11 protein-coding genes are annotated in these 16,134 nt (G+C 65.7%); 7 read left to right on the top strand and 4 right to left on the bottom strand.

Translation table 11 applies throughout. From position 1 onward, the window contains the following. Positions 1-4 precede the first annotated feature (4 nt). On the top strand, positions 5-1,363 hold the full coding sequence (locus RBA41_RS11525) for a hybrid sensor histidine kinase/response regulator (RefSeq protein WP_306623909.1): 1,359 nt from the start codon (positions 5-7) through the stop codon (positions 1,361-1,363). Positions 1,364-1,561: 198 nt separating this feature from the next. On the opposite strand, the gene RBA41_RS11520 is transcribed toward RBA41_RS11525, so the two are convergent. Beyond that, the gene (locus RBA41_RS11520; protein WP_306623907.1) at positions 1,562-2,794 is read right to left on the bottom strand and encodes a DUF1501 domain-containing protein; all 1,233 of its coding nucleotides are present in this window, start codon (positions 2,792-2,794) and stop codon (positions 1,562-1,564) included. Positions 2,795-2,808: 14 nt separating this feature from the next. Beyond that, the gene (locus RBA41_RS11515; RefSeq protein ID WP_306623905.1) at positions 2,809-4,329 is read right to left on the bottom strand and encodes a DUF1800 domain-containing protein; all 1,521 of its coding nucleotides are present in this window, start codon (positions 4,327-4,329) and stop codon (positions 2,809-2,811) included. Positions 4,330-4,520: 191 nt separating this feature from the next. Here RBA41_RS11515 and RBA41_RS11510 point away from each other — a divergent pair, with 191 nt between their 5' ends. From RBA41_RS11510 to RBA41_RS11485, 6 genes are all read left to right on the top strand, one after another. Beyond that, on the top strand, positions 4,521-5,237 hold the full coding sequence (locus tag RBA41_RS11510) for a CerR family C-terminal domain-containing protein (protein ID WP_306623903.1): 717 nt from the start codon (positions 4,521-4,523) through the stop codon (positions 5,235-5,237). Further along, positions 5,234-6,616, top strand: coding sequence for an efflux transporter outer membrane subunit (locus RBA41_RS11505; protein WP_306623901.1), 1,383 nt, complete (start codon positions 5,234-5,236; stop codon positions 6,614-6,616). Before RBA41_RS11510 ends, RBA41_RS11505 begins: the two co-directional genes overlap by 4 nt. Before the next feature lie 30 nt (positions 6,617-6,646). After that, a complete protein-coding gene (locus RBA41_RS11500; RefSeq protein WP_374709542.1) occupies positions 6,647-7,834 on the top strand; it encodes an efflux RND transporter periplasmic adaptor subunit in 1,188 nt (395 codons plus the stop codon). 9 nt (positions 7,835-7,843) lie between these two features. Next, positions 7,844-10,960, top strand: coding sequence for an efflux RND transporter permease subunit (locus tag RBA41_RS11495; RefSeq protein ID WP_306623898.1), 3,117 nt, complete (start codon positions 7,844-7,846; stop codon positions 10,958-10,960). Between the two features lie 245 nt (positions 10,961-11,205). Continuing rightward, positions 11,206-11,904, top strand: a complete 699-nt coding sequence (locus tag RBA41_RS11490; protein ID WP_306623896.1) for a PEP-CTERM sorting domain-containing protein — start codon at positions 11,206-11,208, stop codon at positions 11,902-11,904. A gap of 361 nt (positions 11,905-12,265) precedes the next feature. Then, entirely contained in the window at positions 12,266-12,961 is a 696-nt protein-coding gene (locus tag RBA41_RS11485) for a PEP-CTERM sorting domain-containing protein (RefSeq protein WP_306623894.1), read from the top strand. A gap of 69 nt (positions 12,962-13,030) precedes the next feature. On the opposite strand, the gene RBA41_RS11480 is transcribed toward RBA41_RS11485, so the two are convergent. Further along, positions 13,031-15,448 (bottom strand): catalase, encoded by a 2,418-nt coding sequence (locus RBA41_RS11480; protein ID WP_306623892.1) that lies wholly within the window; start codon positions 15,446-15,448, stop codon positions 13,031-13,033. A 164-nt stretch (positions 15,449-15,612) separates the two neighbouring features. Then, entirely contained in the window at positions 15,613-16,038 is a 426-nt protein-coding gene (locus RBA41_RS11475) for an ElaB/YgaM/YqjD family protein (protein ID WP_306623890.1), read from the bottom strand. Between the last annotated feature and the right edge of the window lie 96 nt (positions 16,039-16,134).

Raw genomic sequence — 16,134 nt, 5'->3', positions numbered from 1 at the left:
TGTTGTGGACTCGACGTACCAAATCCAGCCAGAAGAATTCGAGATACTGATCGTCGAAGACAGCCCGACCCAGGCCGAGCGCCTGCGACGCCTGATCCAGTCCAAGGCGTACCGGGTACGCGTGGCGCTCAACGGCCAGCTCGCCCTTGCCCTGATCCGCGAGCAAAAGCCCGATCTGGTCCTGTCGGACATCATCATGCCCGAGATGGACGGCTACGAGTTATGCCGAACCATCAAGTCCGACCCGGCCCTGCGCGAGATACCGGTCATCCTGGTGACGGCGCTGAACGACCCCAAGGACATCATCCGCGGCATCGAGTGCGGCGCCGACAATTTCGTGCGCAAGCCCTATGCCGAGGATTACCTGCTCAGCAGGATCAGCCACATGCTGCTCAACCTGCGCCTGCGCGAAGGGCCGCCGCAAGAGGTGGAAGCGGGCATCGCGCTCTACCTCGGCAACCAGAAGCACTTCATCAACGCCGGGCGCCAGCAAATTCTGGACCTGCTCATTTCGACCTACGAACAGGCGGTGCAGGTCAACAGCGAGCTGCAGGCGCGCGAGCGCCAGGTGATCGAACTCAATATGCGCCTCGCCCACCACGCGGCCGAGCTGGAAACCATCAACCGCGAGATCGCGCTCAAGAATCTGGAGCTGGCCGAGGCGAGCCGCATGAAGTCGGCCTTCATCGCCAATATGTCGCACGAGCTGCGCACGCCGCTCAACGCCATCATCGGCTTTACCGGGGCGCTGCTGATGAAGCTTCCGGGGCCGCTCACGCCCGACCAGGACAAGCAGCTCAACACCATCCGTTCGAGCGCGCGCCATCTGCTCTCGCTGATCAACGACATTCTCGATGTCGCCAAGATCGAGGCCGGCAAGGTGACCCTGGCGCTGGAGCGGGTGCAGTGCCAGGACCTGCTGAACCATACGGCCGACACCCTGCGGCCGCTGGCGGCGCAAAAGGGGCTGGCGCTGTCGGTGGAGTTGCCGGGCGAGGTGATCGTGATCGATTCGGACCGGCGCGCGCTGACCCAGATCATTATCAACCTGGTTAATAATGCGATCAAGTTTACGGACCAGGGAACGGTGAAAGTAGCGCTTTCGCAACGGCTCGATGCGAGCCAGTTGCTCACGGAGTTCAGCGTGACCGACAGCGGGGCGGGCATCAAGCCGGAGGACCAGTCCAAGCTGTTCCAGGCATTTTCGCAGCTCGATTCGACCTCGACCCGGCATGCCGAGGGCGCGGGACTGGGCCTGTACCTGTGCCAGAACCTGGCCAATCTCCTCGGCGGCAACCTCTATTTCACCAGCGACTACGGCACCGGCAGCACCTTCACCCTCGCCCTGCGCGAAAAACGCTAACACGTGCAAGCCGGGGTCGGGCCCCAGACAAGCAACACCGGGGTCCGACCCCAAAAAAAACGCCCGCTACCTTGACGGTGCGGGCGGCAATCCAATCTTCGGAGAAAACTGGAGGAGACAAATCCACTATATTCTTATTTATGGTGCACTGCAATACGGTATTTCTACTGTGTTGCCCAATGGATACAAATATTCTGCTTATGTCTGAATTAATTGAAACCCCGGCGCTTTGCGCGGCATGTCCGGGAACAAGCGCGCCAGTTGCCTGTCGGGTAAACCCAGGTGTTTTTCCGCCACTTGCGCCAGCACCGAGCGAAAATCGGTCGTCACCGGCAGGTCACGTCCTTCGTTGAGCGCATCGTCGCCCACGCCCTGCCAGTCGCCGTAGACCTTGCCGCCGGCGACCTTCCCGCCCAGCAGCCACATCGCGTTGCCATGCCCATGGTCGGTGCCGGCGTTGCCGTTCTGGCGCGCGGTGCGGCCAAATTCCGACATCACGATGATGGTCGTGTGCGCGAACATCGGGCCGAGACGCTGCGCCAGCGTGGCCAGCCCCAGTCCCAGCGGCGCAAGCCGGTTGGCCAGCTGGCCGGTCGCGGCGCCCTGGTTGGCATGCGTGTCCCAACCACCTAGCGCGATGAACGCGACCTGCATGCGCGGGTCGCCGCGCATCAGGCCCGCCAGGCGCGCCGCATCGTCGGGAAAGCCATTGGGCAGCGGCGCCCCGTTGTCGGCGGCCTGCATCTCCTGGCTCATCGCCGCCTGCATGACTTCCTTGTGCGCGGCCCTGCCCTCGCCGTAGGCCCGCCCGAACCGCGCATGGCCGCCATAGAGCTGGTCGAACACGGCGCCCACCGCCGGGCGGTCAAGGACATCGGCACGGGTTCCGCCGGCGCCATTGGGCAGGTTGATGGCCGGCGCCGCCCCGCTCAGGATGCGCGGCATGAGCGGGCCGATGCTCATCGCGCGGCTCGCCGTCGACGCCCCCGGCAGCGCCGCCACCAGCCGGTTCATCCAGCCGTCCGGCGTGCTTTTGCGCCCCGGCGTGGCGTTCTCCATATAGATCTGCGCGTCGAAGTGCGAGCGGCTGGCGTCGGGCGAACCGCTGGCGTGCACGAACGCGAGCTGCTTTTGCTGCCACAGCGGCAGCAGCGGCGCGAGCGCGGGATGCAGGCCGAAGTAGCCGTCCAGGTCGAGCGCGCCGCCTTCCGCCCCCGGCAATTCGAGGCCGATGGTCGGGCGCAGGCGCCGGTAATTCGGGTCGCCCACCGGCGCCACCACGTTCAGGCCATCGACAGCGCCGCGCAGCATCAAGACGATCAGTTTCTGGCGCGTGGCGCTTTCGCCGCTGGCGGCCCAGGCGCTGCGCCCGACCGGCACCAGCAGGCTGGCGCCCAGCGCCATCGAGGATAAGAAGTCTCTGCGTTGCATGGATGCTCCTTCGCTTAGCGCTGCATGAAATCGGGGCCGCCGAGCAGCATCGCCGCCCGCAGCGCGATGGGACTGGCCGCGACCATGTCCCGGGTGCGTGCCGACACGGCCGCGCCGAGCGTCGACTCGAGCTGCTGCGGATCGAGCGGCGCCGGCGTCACCGAGCTGGCCGCCTGCAGCGGCACCGGCTGCACACCCGCCCGCAGCGGCAGGCGTCCCGCGCCGAGCGCCGTGGCGAACACAATGCGCCGGGTCAGCGCATGGGGATTCATCCAGGCCGCCTCGGTATTCTTGTAGCCATCCGGGGTCTGGCAGCCGTACAGCGGCATGCCGAGCTGGCTCATGGTCCCGAGCAGCGGCCCGATGTCGCCCAGCGGCGCGGCACTGGCGCGCGCCGCCGACACCACATATTGATACGGGGTCTTGAACTTGGCGCCGACGCTGGCCGGCGCCATGAATTCATCGCTGGCGAACAGCACGCGCAGCACGGCGCGGATGTCGCCGTCGTTGGCCTGCCAGCTGCGTGCCATGCGCTCGACCAGCGCCGGCGGCGGCTCGTCGTGCACGAAGTACTGGGCCAGCTTGTAGCTCAGGTGGCGCGCCGTGGCCGGATGGACGGCCAGCACGTCGAGCGCCATCTCGCCTTCGGCCTGGCCCTGCGCCGGCACCGCGCGTCCGAGCCAGGTCTTGGCGCCCTGGTCGTGGCGGCGCGGATCGAAGCGGAAGAGCTGGTCCTCGCCGATCAGGGCGCGCTGGTCGTAGGTCCAGCCGGTGAGCATGCGCGCCAGTTCCGTCACGTCGCGCTGGGTGTAGCCGCCGTCGACGCCGAGCGTGTGCAGCTCCATCAGTTCGCGCGCGTAGTTTTCGTTCAGGCCGCGCGGCCTGCCCTTTCCACTCGCCCTGGCACCCGCCGGTGCGGGAGCGGCCGACAGGTAGTTGTCGAGGTAGTACAGCATGGCCGGATGCCTGGCGGTGGCGCCGAGCAGCTGGCGGAAGGAGCCGAACACGTAGGGCCGGATCGCATCGCGTTCGTAGCTGGCAACCAGCGCCTGCACGCTGCCCTTGGACGCGGCCACGTTGAAGTGGTTGAACCAGAACTCGACCATCACTTCTTCCAGCTGGCGCGGGCTCTGGATGGCGCGCAGCAGGCGCGCTTCGGCCGTTTCGCGGGCGATGCGGGCCACCCGCGCGCGCCGCTGTGCCAGCGCGGCGGGCGCCTCGTCGCGCGCATTGCGGCGCGCTTCCTCGAATTCGCCAAGGGTCTGGCCGGCGCTGCGGTTGGGCGTTTGCAGGGCGGCCAGGCGCTCGGCCAGCGCGGCCGGCATGGCCATCGCCGCCGGTTCGAGCTGGCTGTCGATATAGGCGCGCACGCCGCTGCGGGTCACGCGTTCAAGGTCGCCCGGCGCGGGCCCGAAAGCGATCCGGTTAAGCACATGCGCGGCCGCCTGTGCCGCAGGGAGCGGCACAGGCGGCGGCTCGGCGCGCGCCGTCACCAGCGTGGCGGCGGCGAACAGGGCGAGCAAAGTCGGTTTCATGGGCGGGCCGATCGAAAAATGGCCGGGAACATCCCCGCCTTACAGGTATTGCACCCGAACCGGCGAAAAGTTCCCGTTAATTTACATGCAAGATGGTCCACAATGTAACCCGAATGTAAAGTTGCGGGCGTTTAGTTAAAACGAGCGCTTTAGTTATATCAATCGTTTGATTTTCGTGATTAAATCGCGGGATGGAAAAAACACCGACTTTACCGGCCGACGATGCGCGCCGCACGCGCTCGGACGGCGCCCAGTCGCGCGAGCGGCTGCTGCTGACGGCAATCCGCCTGTTCGCCGAACAGGGTTTCGCCAAAACCTCGACGCGCGAGATTGCTCTGGCCGCCGGCACCAACATCGCCTCGATCAGTTACTACTTCGGCGACAAGGCGGGCCTGTACCGCGCCGCCTTCACCGAGCCGTCGCCCAGCTGCGACCATAACACCGACCTGTTTACCTCGCCCGACGCCACCTTGCGCGAAACGCTGGCGAGCTTCTACGGCGTCATGATGGCCGACCTGAAACGCGGCGACCTGGCGCGCCTGTCGATGCGGCTGTGGTTTCGCGAAATGCTCGAACCGACCGGCATATGGGACGAGGAAATCGACAACGGCATCAAGCCGGCCCACGCGGCGCTGGTCATGGTGCTGGGCCGCCATCTGGGCATGCCCGCGCCGGACGACGACGTGCTGCGCCTGGCCTTCTCGCTGGTCGGCCTGGCGGTGCAACTGATGGTCACGCGCGACGTGATCGACCGCATCAACCCCCACCTGCTGGAGAACGACGCCGCCATCGATGCCTGGATGGCGCGCCTGGTCGACTACGGCGAGGCGATGGTCAACGCCGAACTGGCGCGCCGCAAGGCCGGCGCCGTACAACCGATTACAAAGCCACGAAAGAAGAAAGCATGAAGATAGTCCATGTACTGAGTGCGGCGCTGCTGCCGCTGACGCTGGGAGCGTGCGCGCTGGCGCCGCCAGGCAAGACCGAGGCGCCGGTGGCGCCGCAATGGCAGGCGCCGCTGCCGCACAACGGCAGCCTGACCGATCTTTCGAGCTGGTGGCGCCAGCAGGGCGATGGTCTGTTGGTGCAGCTGGTCGAGGCGGCGCAGACGGCCAGCCCGAATGTGGCGACGGCACGTTCGCGCATCGCCCAGTCGCGCGCCGACCGCGTCGCGGCCGGCGCCGCGCTGGCGCCATCGCTGGACGCGAGCGTGAGCGTGAGCCGCGCCAACCAGCAAAGCACCCTGCCCGGCGGCACCACCAGCCAGGCGGGCCTGGAAAGCACCTGGGAGATCGACCTGTTCGGCGGCGGGCGCGCCACCCGCAACGCGAGCGAGGAACGCCTGGCCGGCGCGCGCGCCAGCTGGCATGACGCGCGCGTGGCGGTGGCGGCCGAAGTGGCCAACCAGTATTACAGCCTGCGCGCGTGCGAGCAGTTGCTGGCGGTGGCCCGGCTCGACGCCGCCTCGCGCGAAGACACCGCGCGCCTGACCGGCCTGTCGGCCGATGCCGGCTTCCAGGCACCCGCCACGGCGGCCCTGGCACGCGCCAGCGCGGCCGAAGGCAAGAGCCGCGCCACCTTGCAGCGCGCCTTGTGCGATATCGATATCAAGACCCTGGTGGCCTTGACGGCGATCGACGAGGCGGACCTGCGCGCGCGCCTGCTGGCCAGCACGCCGGTCACGCCGCCGCCGTTGGGCATCGCGGCCCTGCCGGCGCAGGTGCTGGCCCAGCGCCCAGACGTGTTCACCGCCGAACGCGAAGTGGCGGCGGCCAGCTTCGACGTCGGCAGCGCGCAGGCGCAGCGCTATCCGCGCCTGGCGCTGAGAGGCTCGATCGGCGCGGCGAATTTTCGCAGCGGCGGCGAGAACACCCAGCTCGACACCTGGACCATCGGCCCGCTGGCGCTGACGCTGCCGATCTTCGATGGCGGCAGGCGCAGCGCCAACGTGGACGCGGCCAAGGCACGCTACGAAGCGGCCGTGGTGTCGTACCGCGCCAGCGCGCGGCGCGCCGTCAGTGAAGTCGAGCAGGCGCTGGTGAACCTGAACAGTGCGGCCGACCGCAGCGGCGACGCGCAAGTGGCGCTCGACGGTTACCGCGCAGCCTTCCGCGCCGCCGAAGACCGCTACAAGAATGGGCTGGGCAGCCTGCTCGAACTGGAAGACGCGCGCCGCACCCGCCTGGCCGCCGAAAACGCGGTGGTGACCCTGGAGCGCGAACGCAGCGCCGCCTCGGTCGCGTTGTACCGCGCCGCCGGCGGCGGCTGGACCGCTGCCTCGAACTGACCGCCCCGACACGACTACGGATAGAACACCATGAAAAACCATACCTCCTACACTTTGAAAAACCTGAAACTGAAACCCGCCGCCGCGCTGGTGATCGGCAGCCTGGTGCTGGCAACCGGCAGCCTCTTGGCCGTCTCGTCCAATTCGGTGGCAGCCGACGACAAGAAGGACGCGGCGCCGAAACCGGCGCTGACGGTGACCACCACCAAACCGTCGGCCGCCACGCTGGCCATCAAGCTGGGCGCCAACGGCAACGTCGCCGCCTGGCAGGAAGCGGTGATCGGCAGCGAGTCCGGCGGCCTGCGCCTGACCGACGTGAAAGTCAACGTCGGCGACGTGGTCAGGAAGGGCCAGGTACTGGCCGTGTTCTCGGCCGATACCGTCAACGCCGATGTGGCGCAGGCGCGCGCCGGCTTGCTTGAAGCGGAGGCGAATGCCGCCGAAGCGGTGGCCAATGCGGCCCGGGCGCGCACGCTGGAAACCTCGGGCGCGCTGTCGGCCCAGCAGATCAGCCAGTACAAGACGGCCGAGCAGACCGCCAAGGCCCGCATCGCCTCGGCCAGGGCGGCCCTGTCGTCGCAGCAGCTGCGCCTGAAATACACGCAGGTGGTCGCGCCCGACGACGGCGTGATCTCGGCGCGCGCGGCCACCGTCGGCTCGGTGGTGGGCGTGGGCACGGAACTGTTCCGCATGATCCGCCAGGGCCGCCTGGAATGGCGCGCCGAAGTCACGGCGGCCGAACTGGCGCGCATCAAGCCCGGCACCAGCGCCGTGGTCAAGGCGGCCAACGGCAGCGAGCTGACCGGAAAGGTGCGCATGATCGCGCCGACCATCGATCCGCAGACCCGCTCCGCGCTGGTGTATGTGGACCTGCCTTCGGCTACGGCGACCACCAGCGCCAACGCGCCATTCAAGGCCGGCATGTTCGCCAGCGGCCAGTTCGAGCTGGGCACCTCGGACGCCATGACCGTGCCGCAGCAGGCCGTGGTGGTGCGCGATGGCTTCAGCTATGTATTCCGCCTGAACCAGGACGGGCGCGTCAGCCAGCTCAAGGTGCAGGCGGGACGGCGCCTGGGCGACCGCATCGAAGTGACCAAGGGCTTGACGGCCGATTCGCTGGTCGTGGTCAGCGGCGCGGGCTTTTTGAATGACGGCGATCTGGTACGCAACGTGCCTGCCGCGGCTGCGGCCGCGGCGCCGGCCAGCGCCGCCAAATAAGGAATCTTCATGAATTTTTCATCCCTATCAATCAAGAACCCGATACCGGCGATCATGCTGTTCGCGTTGCTGACCCTGGCCGGCCTGCTGGCCTACAAGGCCAATGCGGTGCAGGATTTCCCGGATATCGAACTGCCGATCGTCACCGTCACCGCCACGCTCGACGGCGCCGCGCCGGCGCAGCTGGAAACGGAAGTGGCGCGCAAGATCGAGGATTCGGTCGCCACGCTGCAAGGCGTGAAGAACATCTACACCAAGGTGCTCGATGGCGTGGCCACCGTGACGGTCGAATTCGTCCTCGAGAAAAATATCGCGGAAGGCGTGAACGACGTGCGCGATGCGGTGGCGCGGGTCAAGGCCGACCTGCCCGCCGAGATGCGCGACCCGACCGTGACCAAGGCTTCCACGGCCGGCCGCGTGATCATGACCTTTACCGCCAGCGCGGCGCCGGGCAAGGGCGGCGTGCCGCTGGACGACCAGGAACTGAGCTGGTTCGTCGACAATTCGGTCGCCAAGCGCCTGTTGAATGTACCTGGCGTGGGCGCGGTCAAGCGCGTCGGCGGCGTGTTCCGCGAGATCCGCGTGGAACTCGACGACGCCCGCATGGCGGCGCTGCAGGTAGCGGCGGTGGATGTATCGCGCCAGTTGCGCAGCGTGCAGCGCGAAGCGCCGGGCGGACGCGGTGACGTCTCCGGCGCCGAGCAGTCGGTGCGCACCATCGCCACCGTGCAGACGGCCGATCAGCTGGCGGCGATGGATATTCCGCTGCCGGACGGACGGCGCGTGCGCCTGGAGCAGATCGCGACCGTGACCGATACCGTGGCCGAGCCGCGTTCGGTGGCCGAGCAGGATGGCAAGCGCGTGGTCGGCTTCGAGATTTTCCGCACCAAGGGCGCCAGCGAAATCGCGGTGGCCGAAGGCGCGCGCGCCGCCATCGCCGAGCTGCAGGCGGCGCATTCCAACGTGGCGATCAAGGAAGTGATCGACAACGCCCAGCCGGTGCAGGAGAACTTCGACGGCTCGATGGAGCTGCTGTACGAAGGCGCGATCCTGGCGGTGCTGGTGGTGTGGTGGTTCCTGCGCGACTGGCGCGCCACCCTGGTGGCCGCCGCCGCGCTGCCGCTGTCGGTCATTCCCGCTTTCCTGGGCCAGTACTGGTTCGGCTACACCCTCAACACCGTGACCCTGCTGTCGCTGGCGCTGGTGGTGGGGGTGCTGGTGGACGATGCGATCGTCGAGATCGAAAACATTTCGCGCCACCTGCGCATGGGGAAAAGCCCGATGCAGGCGGCCATGGAAGCGGCCGATGAAATCGGCATGGCGGTCATTGCCACCACCTTCGCGCTGGTGGCGGTGTTCCTGCCGACCGCCTTCATGGGCGGCATTCCGGGCCTGTTCTTCAAGCAGTTCGGCTGGACCGCGGTGCTGGCGATCCTCGCTTCGCTGGTGGTGGCGCGTCTGCTCACGCCGATGATGGCGGCCTACATCCTGAAGGACTTGCCGCACGAAGAGGAAAAAGACGGCTGGATAATGCAGCGCTACTTGGTGGCCATGAAGTGGTGCCTGAAACACCGCCTGGTGACGGCGATCGGCTCGGCCCTGTTCTTCGTCGGTTCGATCATGCTGGTGCCGCTGCTGCCGACCGGCTTCGTGCCGCCGGCCGACCGCGCCCAGACCATGATCAACGTCGAACTGCCGCCGGGTTCCACCCTGGCCGAGACGCGCGCCGTGGCCGAACGGGCCCGCGTGGCGGCGATGGAAGTGCCGGGCATCAAAGGCATTTTCAGTTCGATCGGCGGCGGTTCGAGCGGCGACGCGTTCGCTCCGGGCGCCTCGGCCGAAGCGCGCCGCGCGGTGCTGACCCTGACCACGCTGCACCGCAACGACCGCAAGGAATCGATGGACCAGCTGGAACGCCAGATCCGCGCCAGGCTCGATCAGATCCCCGGCGCCAAATTCAACGTGGGCCCGCAGGATACCGGCGTGAAGATGCAGCTGGTGCTGCGCAGCGAAGATCCGGTGGCGCTGACCGGCGCGGCGCAGGCGGTGGAGCGCGAACTGCGCACGCTCAAGGGCATCGGCAATGTCAGTTCGAGCGCCTCGCTGGTGCGTCCGGAAATCATCGTGCGTCCTGACTTTGCCAAGGCGGCCGACATGGGCGTGACGGCGGCGGCCATCGGCGAGACGGTGCGCGTGGCCACCGCAGGCGACTACGATACGGCGCTGACGAAAATGAACCTGAGCGAGCGCCAGGTGCCGATCCGGGTCAAGCTGCCCGACGCGGTGCGGGCCGACCTGTCGGCGCTGGGACGGCTGACGGTGCCGGGCAAGAACGGCCCGGTCATGCTCGACAACGTGGCCAGCATCACGATGGAAAGCGGTCCGGCGCAGATCGACCGCCTCAATCGCAGCCGCAACGTCACCCTGGAAGTGGAGCTGTCGGGCCGCTCGCTGGGCGAGGTCAATGAAGAAGCGCGCAAGCTGCCGTCGATGCAAAACCTGCCGGCGTCGGTGAAGATCGCGGAACTGGGCGACGCCCAGGAGATGCAGGCGCTGTTCGCCAGCTTCGGCCTGGCGATGCTGATCGGGGTGCTGTGCATCTATGGCGTGCTGGTGCTGCTGTTCAAGGACTTCATGCAGCCGATTACCATTCTGGCGGCGCTGCCGCTGTCGATCGGCGGCGCCTTCGTGGCCCTGCTGCTGACCGGGAAAGCGCTGTCGATGCCATCGATGATCGGCCTGATCATGCTGATGGGGATCGTGACCAAGAACTCGATCCTGCTGGTCGATTATGCGATCCTGGCGCGCCAGGCCGGCATGGACCGGTTCGACGCGCTGGTCGACGCTTGCCACAAGCGCAGCCGCCCGATCATCATGACCACCATCGCCATGGGCGCCGGCATGATGCCGCTGGCGCTGGGCTGGGGCGCCGACCCGAGCTTCCGCTCGCCGATGGCGATTGCCGTGATCGGCGGACTGATCACGTCGACCTTGCTCAGCCTGTTGGTGGTGCCGGCGGTGTTCACCTACATCGATGACCTGGAGCACTTGCTCAAGGCCGGCATGGGCTATCTGCGCCGCGACAAAGGTAGCGCCCGCAGCGCGGCGGTGGAGGTGATGAAGTAAGCCACGAAGTTTGCCGCGTGTTCCAGCGGCATTGAGAAAACGCCAGCCTCGCGCTGGCGTTTTACATATTGAAACATCATTTCCCGTGGGTGTTGTATGTTTATCAGGAAAATTGCGTTATAATAACTTTCTTGCTTGAATATTATCAATACGTGCCCTATACTACGCCCCCGTTTCAGCATTTGCACCAAGCGCTGCCTCATCCCCGCAATGCTTGTCCACTATTCTCCCTCATCGGAAACGACATGAAAAACATTGCTAAAAATATTACTATTGGCGCGGCTCTCTGCGCATCTGTCCTGTTTACCTCGAGCGCACAGGCGACCTGGGCCGGCAATACCAGCAAGAGCGACGTCACGCTCAATGGCGCCAGCGCCGATGCGGCCGACTACGCCTTCCTGGTCAATCCACAGGGCTTTTTCGCCACCAAGGGTGGCAGCGGCGGTTTTGCCAGCGACTTCGCCCTGTACGGCTCGAAGCAGGGCTGGACCTCGATCGCCGCCTTCGGCGCCAGGGCCGACAATGGCGTGGCCGTCTCGACGAACAAGCTGGGCACCAACCTGACCTTCACCTTCGACAAAACCGATGGCCGCCACGGTTCGTGGACCGTCGCCAACAACGATGTGAAGAACAATGTCAAACTCGACCTCGTGTTCGCCATGTACGGCGGCGTCGGCAGCTCGGCCTTTTTGTTCGACAACGAAACCCTGGCCGCCGGTTCCACCAGCAACGGCAGCTGGACCTTCAACGCGCTGAACCTGTTCGGCAGCAAGGCCGAATACGCGAACCTGACCATCTTCGCGCGCGACGTCAGCAAGACCGCCTTCGAGGTACCGACCACGCCGGTGCCGGAACCGGAAACCTATGCCATGCTGCTGGCCGGCCTGGGCCTGGTGGGCTTCATGTCGCGTCGCCGCAAGAGCGCGCAGCCGCTGTTCCACTGATCCCGTCGCGGTCAGCCAGTTAACAACGCCAGCCTCGCGCTGGCGTTTTTGTTGGATCGGAACAACGCTCTACGCTGCGCTGCGATGCGGCGCCAGGCACCTCCCGAGCGGCCCGCCAGCGCCATACTTCCCGCCGTTGAGCCTGATTCGCCAAGCCGGCTTGCGGCCATGTGTTATTTTGGGGAAGTAATATATTGGGCAAGGTTGTATTTTAATTAGTTTCATTACGTTAATATAACTTTCTCACTTGAATCTCATCAATACGTGCGGTACTATCTAGCCCTGTACTACTGCATTTGCATCAAGCGCTGCCTAACCCCCGCAATGCTTTCTCGATCAATTTCTAATCATCGGAAACGACATGAAAAACATTGCTAAAACGATTAGCTTGGGCGCAGTGCTTTGCTCGTCCGTCCTGTTCGCCACCACCGCGCATGCCGCTAACGGCAGCGCCGGCAAGACCGCCAAGGGCGACGTCAGCCTGAACGGCGTGCACGCCGACGCGGTCGACTATGCCGCCGGCGTCAATCCCCAGCAGGGCAAAGGCAACAGCAGCGGATTCGCCAAGGACTTTGCGCTGTACGGTTCGAAACAGGGCTGGACCTCGATCGCCGCCTTCGGCAGCACGGCCGATAATGGCGTGGCGATCTCGACGAGCAAGCTGGGCACCAACCTGACCTTCACCTTCGACAATACCGACGGCCGCAACGGTTCGTGGAGCGTCACCAACAACGATGTAAAAAACAATGTCAAGCTGGACCTGGTGTTCGCGATGCACACCGGCGGCGGCAGCTCGGCCTGGCTGTTCGATGATGAAATCCTCGGCGCCGGCGCGAAAACCACGGGCAACTGGACCCTGAATGCGCTCAACCCGGGCGGCAAGGCGTCGAATTACTCGAACCTGACCATCTTCGCGCGCGACGTCGGCAAAACCGCTTTCCTGGTGCCGACCACCCCGGTGCCGGAACCGGAAAGCTATGCCATGCTGCTGGCCGGCCTGGGCCTGATCGGCTTCATGTCGCGTCGCCGCAAGGGCGAGTACGACACCTTCCGCTGATCCGCGACGCAGTTCCCGGGACGAAAAAAAACGCCAGCACATTGCTGGCGTTTTTTTTGGTCTGTCCGCTTACACTTTCGGCGGATCGGTTTCGCGCGCGAACGAGCGGTGACCGGCCAATGCCGTCTTGAACGCGGCCAGCGCCGGCGCCAGCGCGCCACCTTCGGTACCGATCAGGGCCGGGTCGGCCGAGCCGTCCGGCAGCGCCGGCGGCACGCCAGCGTGCTTGAGCAGCGCGGCACCGGCTCCGACCACCAAAATCGGCTTGCAGTGACGGTACTGCTCGCGCACGAAGTCCTGCGCATGCGCGTCGCGGCTGAGCGTGGAAATGGCCGCCTCGCCATCGGGCACGACCACCGCGTCGTACAGCACGGACGGACCGGCTTCGAGCGTGATTTCCACGTCGAGGGTAGCGCCGTCGCTGGTCTTGACCTTGCCCAGCTGGCTGCCGACCACGCGCGGCACGGCGCCGTCTTCCAGCAGCGAGCTGTAGATGGCACGCACCATGGCGCCATCGACGCCGTTGGCGACCAGCACAGCCACCTTGCGGGTGCGGATGCCGGTTTCGCCCGGACGGCTGAGCAGCGACAAGGCCGGCGACGGCTCGTACTCGTGCAGCGGACGGTCGGTCGCCAGCGGCAGCGGCGGCGGCACGTCCATGCCCAGGCCGCCCGCAACGGAACCGGCCAAAACCGGGTTCACATTGGCCAGGGTAGCGAGCACGCGCTCGCGCACGGCCGGGGTCTGCACGCGTGTGAGCTCGAAGCGGAAGGCGGCGGCGATGTGGGCCTGTTCGACCGGGCTCTGGCTGTTAAAGAACAGGCGCGCCTGGGAATAGTGATCGGCGAACAGTTCCGGATTGCCGCGCACCTTGTCTTCCGAAATCGTCTGCGGGAAGCTGGTGAAGCCGCCTTTCATGCCGGCCTGGAACGGGCAACCGCCGGCGAGCGAGTTCGGCTCGTAATTGACGCGGCCGCGGTGGATGGCCTGGCGGTGCATGCCGTCACGCTGGTTGTTCTGCACCTGCGTCACCGGCGAATTGACCGGAATTTCATGGAAGTTCGCACCACCCAGGCGGCTGATCTGGGTATCGAGGTAGGAATGGATACGCCCTTGCAGCAGCGGATCGTTACTGAAATCGATGCCGGGCACGATGTGGGCGGTACAGAAGGCCACTTGTTCCGTTTCGGCGAAGAAGTTATCCGGGTTACGGTTGAGCACCATCTTGCCGACCGGCGTCAATGGAACCAGTTCCTCGGGCACGATCTTGGTCGGATCGAGCACGTCGAAAGCGAACGATTCGGCCTGCTCTTCGGTGAAAATTTGCAGCGCCAGCTCCCACTCGGGGAAATTGCCGCTGTCGATGGCTTCCCACAGGTCGCGGCGGTGATAATCGGGATCGGCCCCCACCAGCTTGGCGGCCTCGTCCCAGACCAGCGAGTGCGTGCCCTGCAGCGGGGTCCAGTGGAATTTGCAGAACACCGACGCGCCTGCCGCATTGACCAGGCGGAAGGTGTGCACGCCGAAACCCTGCATGGTGCGGTAGCTGCGCGGAATCGCGCGGTCCGACATTTGCCACAGCAGCATGTGGGTCGATTCGGGCATCAGGGACACGAAGTCCCAGAAGGTATCGTGGGCGCTCGAGGCTTGCGGCATGGCGTGGTGCGGCTCGGGCTTGACCGAGTGCACCAGGTCCGGAAATTTCATCGCATCCTGGATGAAGAAGACGGGCATGTTATTGCCCACCAGATCCCAGTTGCCTTCATCGGTGTAAAACTTGACGGCGAAGCCGCGCACATCGCGCACGGTATCGGAGGAACCTCTTTCGCCGGCGACGGTCGAAAACCTGGTGAAGACGGGAGTGCGCTTGCCGGGCTGGGCAAACAGCGAGGCGCGGGTCACTGCGCCCAGGTCCTGGTAACTTTCAAAATAGCCGTGGGCAGCCGAGCCGCGCGCGTGCACCACGCGCTCGGGAATGCGCTCGTGGTCGAAATGGGTGATTTTTTCGCGCAGGATGAAGTCTTCCATCGCGGTCGGCCCGCGCAGGCCGATCTTGAGCGAATGCTGGTTATCGGCGATCGGCACGCCCTGGTTGGTGGTCAGGCGCTGGCCGCCGCCGTCGACGCGCACGCGGTCGAGCGGGCCCACGGTCGGGTTCGCACCGACGGGCGGCACGCCGGCGCCGAGCTTGCCGGACGCGATGGTTTCGGTGCTGGTGCTGCCGGTAGCGGCCGGCGTCGATGGCTCGGCCGTCGCGCCAGGCTGCGGCGTGCGCGAGGCGTCGCCGTACTCGGCTGGCTTGTTCGGATTGAAGGGCATCGCGGCTGCGAGCTGTTGACCGGCAACGGTTTTGATCAGAAGCTGCCCGGCGGTCGGATCGCTGCTGCCCAGGCTGCCTGGAGGCTGGGCGTTCGAGGGACCGGAGACGGTGCTCAGGATGGAGCCGGCACCATCTTCCGTGGCGCCAGTTTTCTTGCGTGTGACCATTAAATACCTCAACTAGAATGTGTTTGACGAGAGACCGGCGCGGGAATGCGACACCACCTGCCTGGGCATGGTAGCGAAACGATCAAAACGGGAATGTAGGGACGTACGGACTTGACCCGGGCGGCGTGAGCCGGCCGGGTCATCTCAGCGCATGAGCGCGCTGATCAGTGACGACGGCCCAGCAGTTTCGACAGCGTGTAGCCGATGCCCAGGGCGACCAGCACCGAGGTCGCCGGGCTGGTGCGGACATAGTCGCGCCCGGTTTCTGCGAAATTTTTATAGGCATCGGTCAACTGGCGGGCTTTTTCGTCCACGCGGCCGCTGACGCCGTTCAGGGCACCGCTGACTTTATCGACGCCGGCGTGCGCGCTGGATGCCAGGCGGTCGACCACTGGCTGGGCAGCGTCGGCTGCCTTGTCGATGGTTTTGTGCATGTCGGTCGCGCTCCTGCTCAGATCGCTGCCTTTGTTGTTGTCGTTACTCTTGTTGCCATCGCTGCGGCCTGCACCGAGATCCTTGCCCATGCTGCTGCCCGAACCTTCGTTACCAATATTGCTTCCGTTGCCGCCATTCGATTTCTGATTGTCCATGATCCATTCCTCTAAAAGTTTTATACCAGCGCGGTGGTGACGCCTTGGGGACGCCGAATACAAAAAATATAACGATTACTCTTTGTTCACTGTGCG

It is taken from the genome of Massilia scottii (assembly GCF_030846495.1).
Lineage (GTDB): Bacteria > Pseudomonadota > Gammaproteobacteria > Burkholderiales > Burkholderiaceae_D > Telluria_A > Telluria_A violaceinigra.
This window is presented reverse-complemented; position numbering and strand designations above follow the sequence as displayed.

Coding starts and splice junctions, on each gene's coding strand:
- RBA41_RS11520 (WP_306623907.1), bottom strand. CDS start 2,794: ATGCAACGCAGAGACTTCTTATCCTCGATGGCGCTGGGCGCCAGCCTG.
- RBA41_RS11515 (WP_306623905.1), bottom strand. CDS start 4,329: ATGAAACCGACTTTGCTCGCCCTGTTCGCCGCCGCCACGCTGGTGACG.
- RBA41_RS11510 (WP_306623903.1), top strand. CDS start 4,521: ATGGAAAAAACACCGACTTTACCGGCCGACGATGCGCGCCGCACGCGC.
- RBA41_RS11505 (WP_306623901.1), top strand. CDS start 5,234: ATGAAGATAGTCCATGTACTGAGTGCGGCGCTGCTGCCGCTGACGCTG.
- RBA41_RS11500 (WP_374709542.1), top strand. CDS start 6,647: ATGAAAAACCATACCTCCTACACTTTGAAAAACCTGAAACTGAAACCC.
- RBA41_RS11495 (WP_306623898.1), top strand. CDS start 7,844: ATGAATTTTTCATCCCTATCAATCAAGAACCCGATACCGGCGATCATG.
- RBA41_RS11490 (WP_306623896.1), top strand. CDS start 11,206: ATGAAAAACATTGCTAAAAATATTACTATTGGCGCGGCTCTCTGCGCA.
- RBA41_RS11485 (WP_306623894.1), top strand. CDS start 12,266: ATGAAAAACATTGCTAAAACGATTAGCTTGGGCGCAGTGCTTTGCTCG.
- RBA41_RS11480 (WP_306623892.1), bottom strand. CDS start 15,448: ATGGTCACACGCAAGAAAACTGGCGCCACGGAAGATGGTGCCGGCTCC.
- RBA41_RS11475 (WP_306623890.1), bottom strand. CDS start 16,038: ATGGACAATCAGAAATCGAATGGCGGCAACGGAAGCAATATTGGTAAC.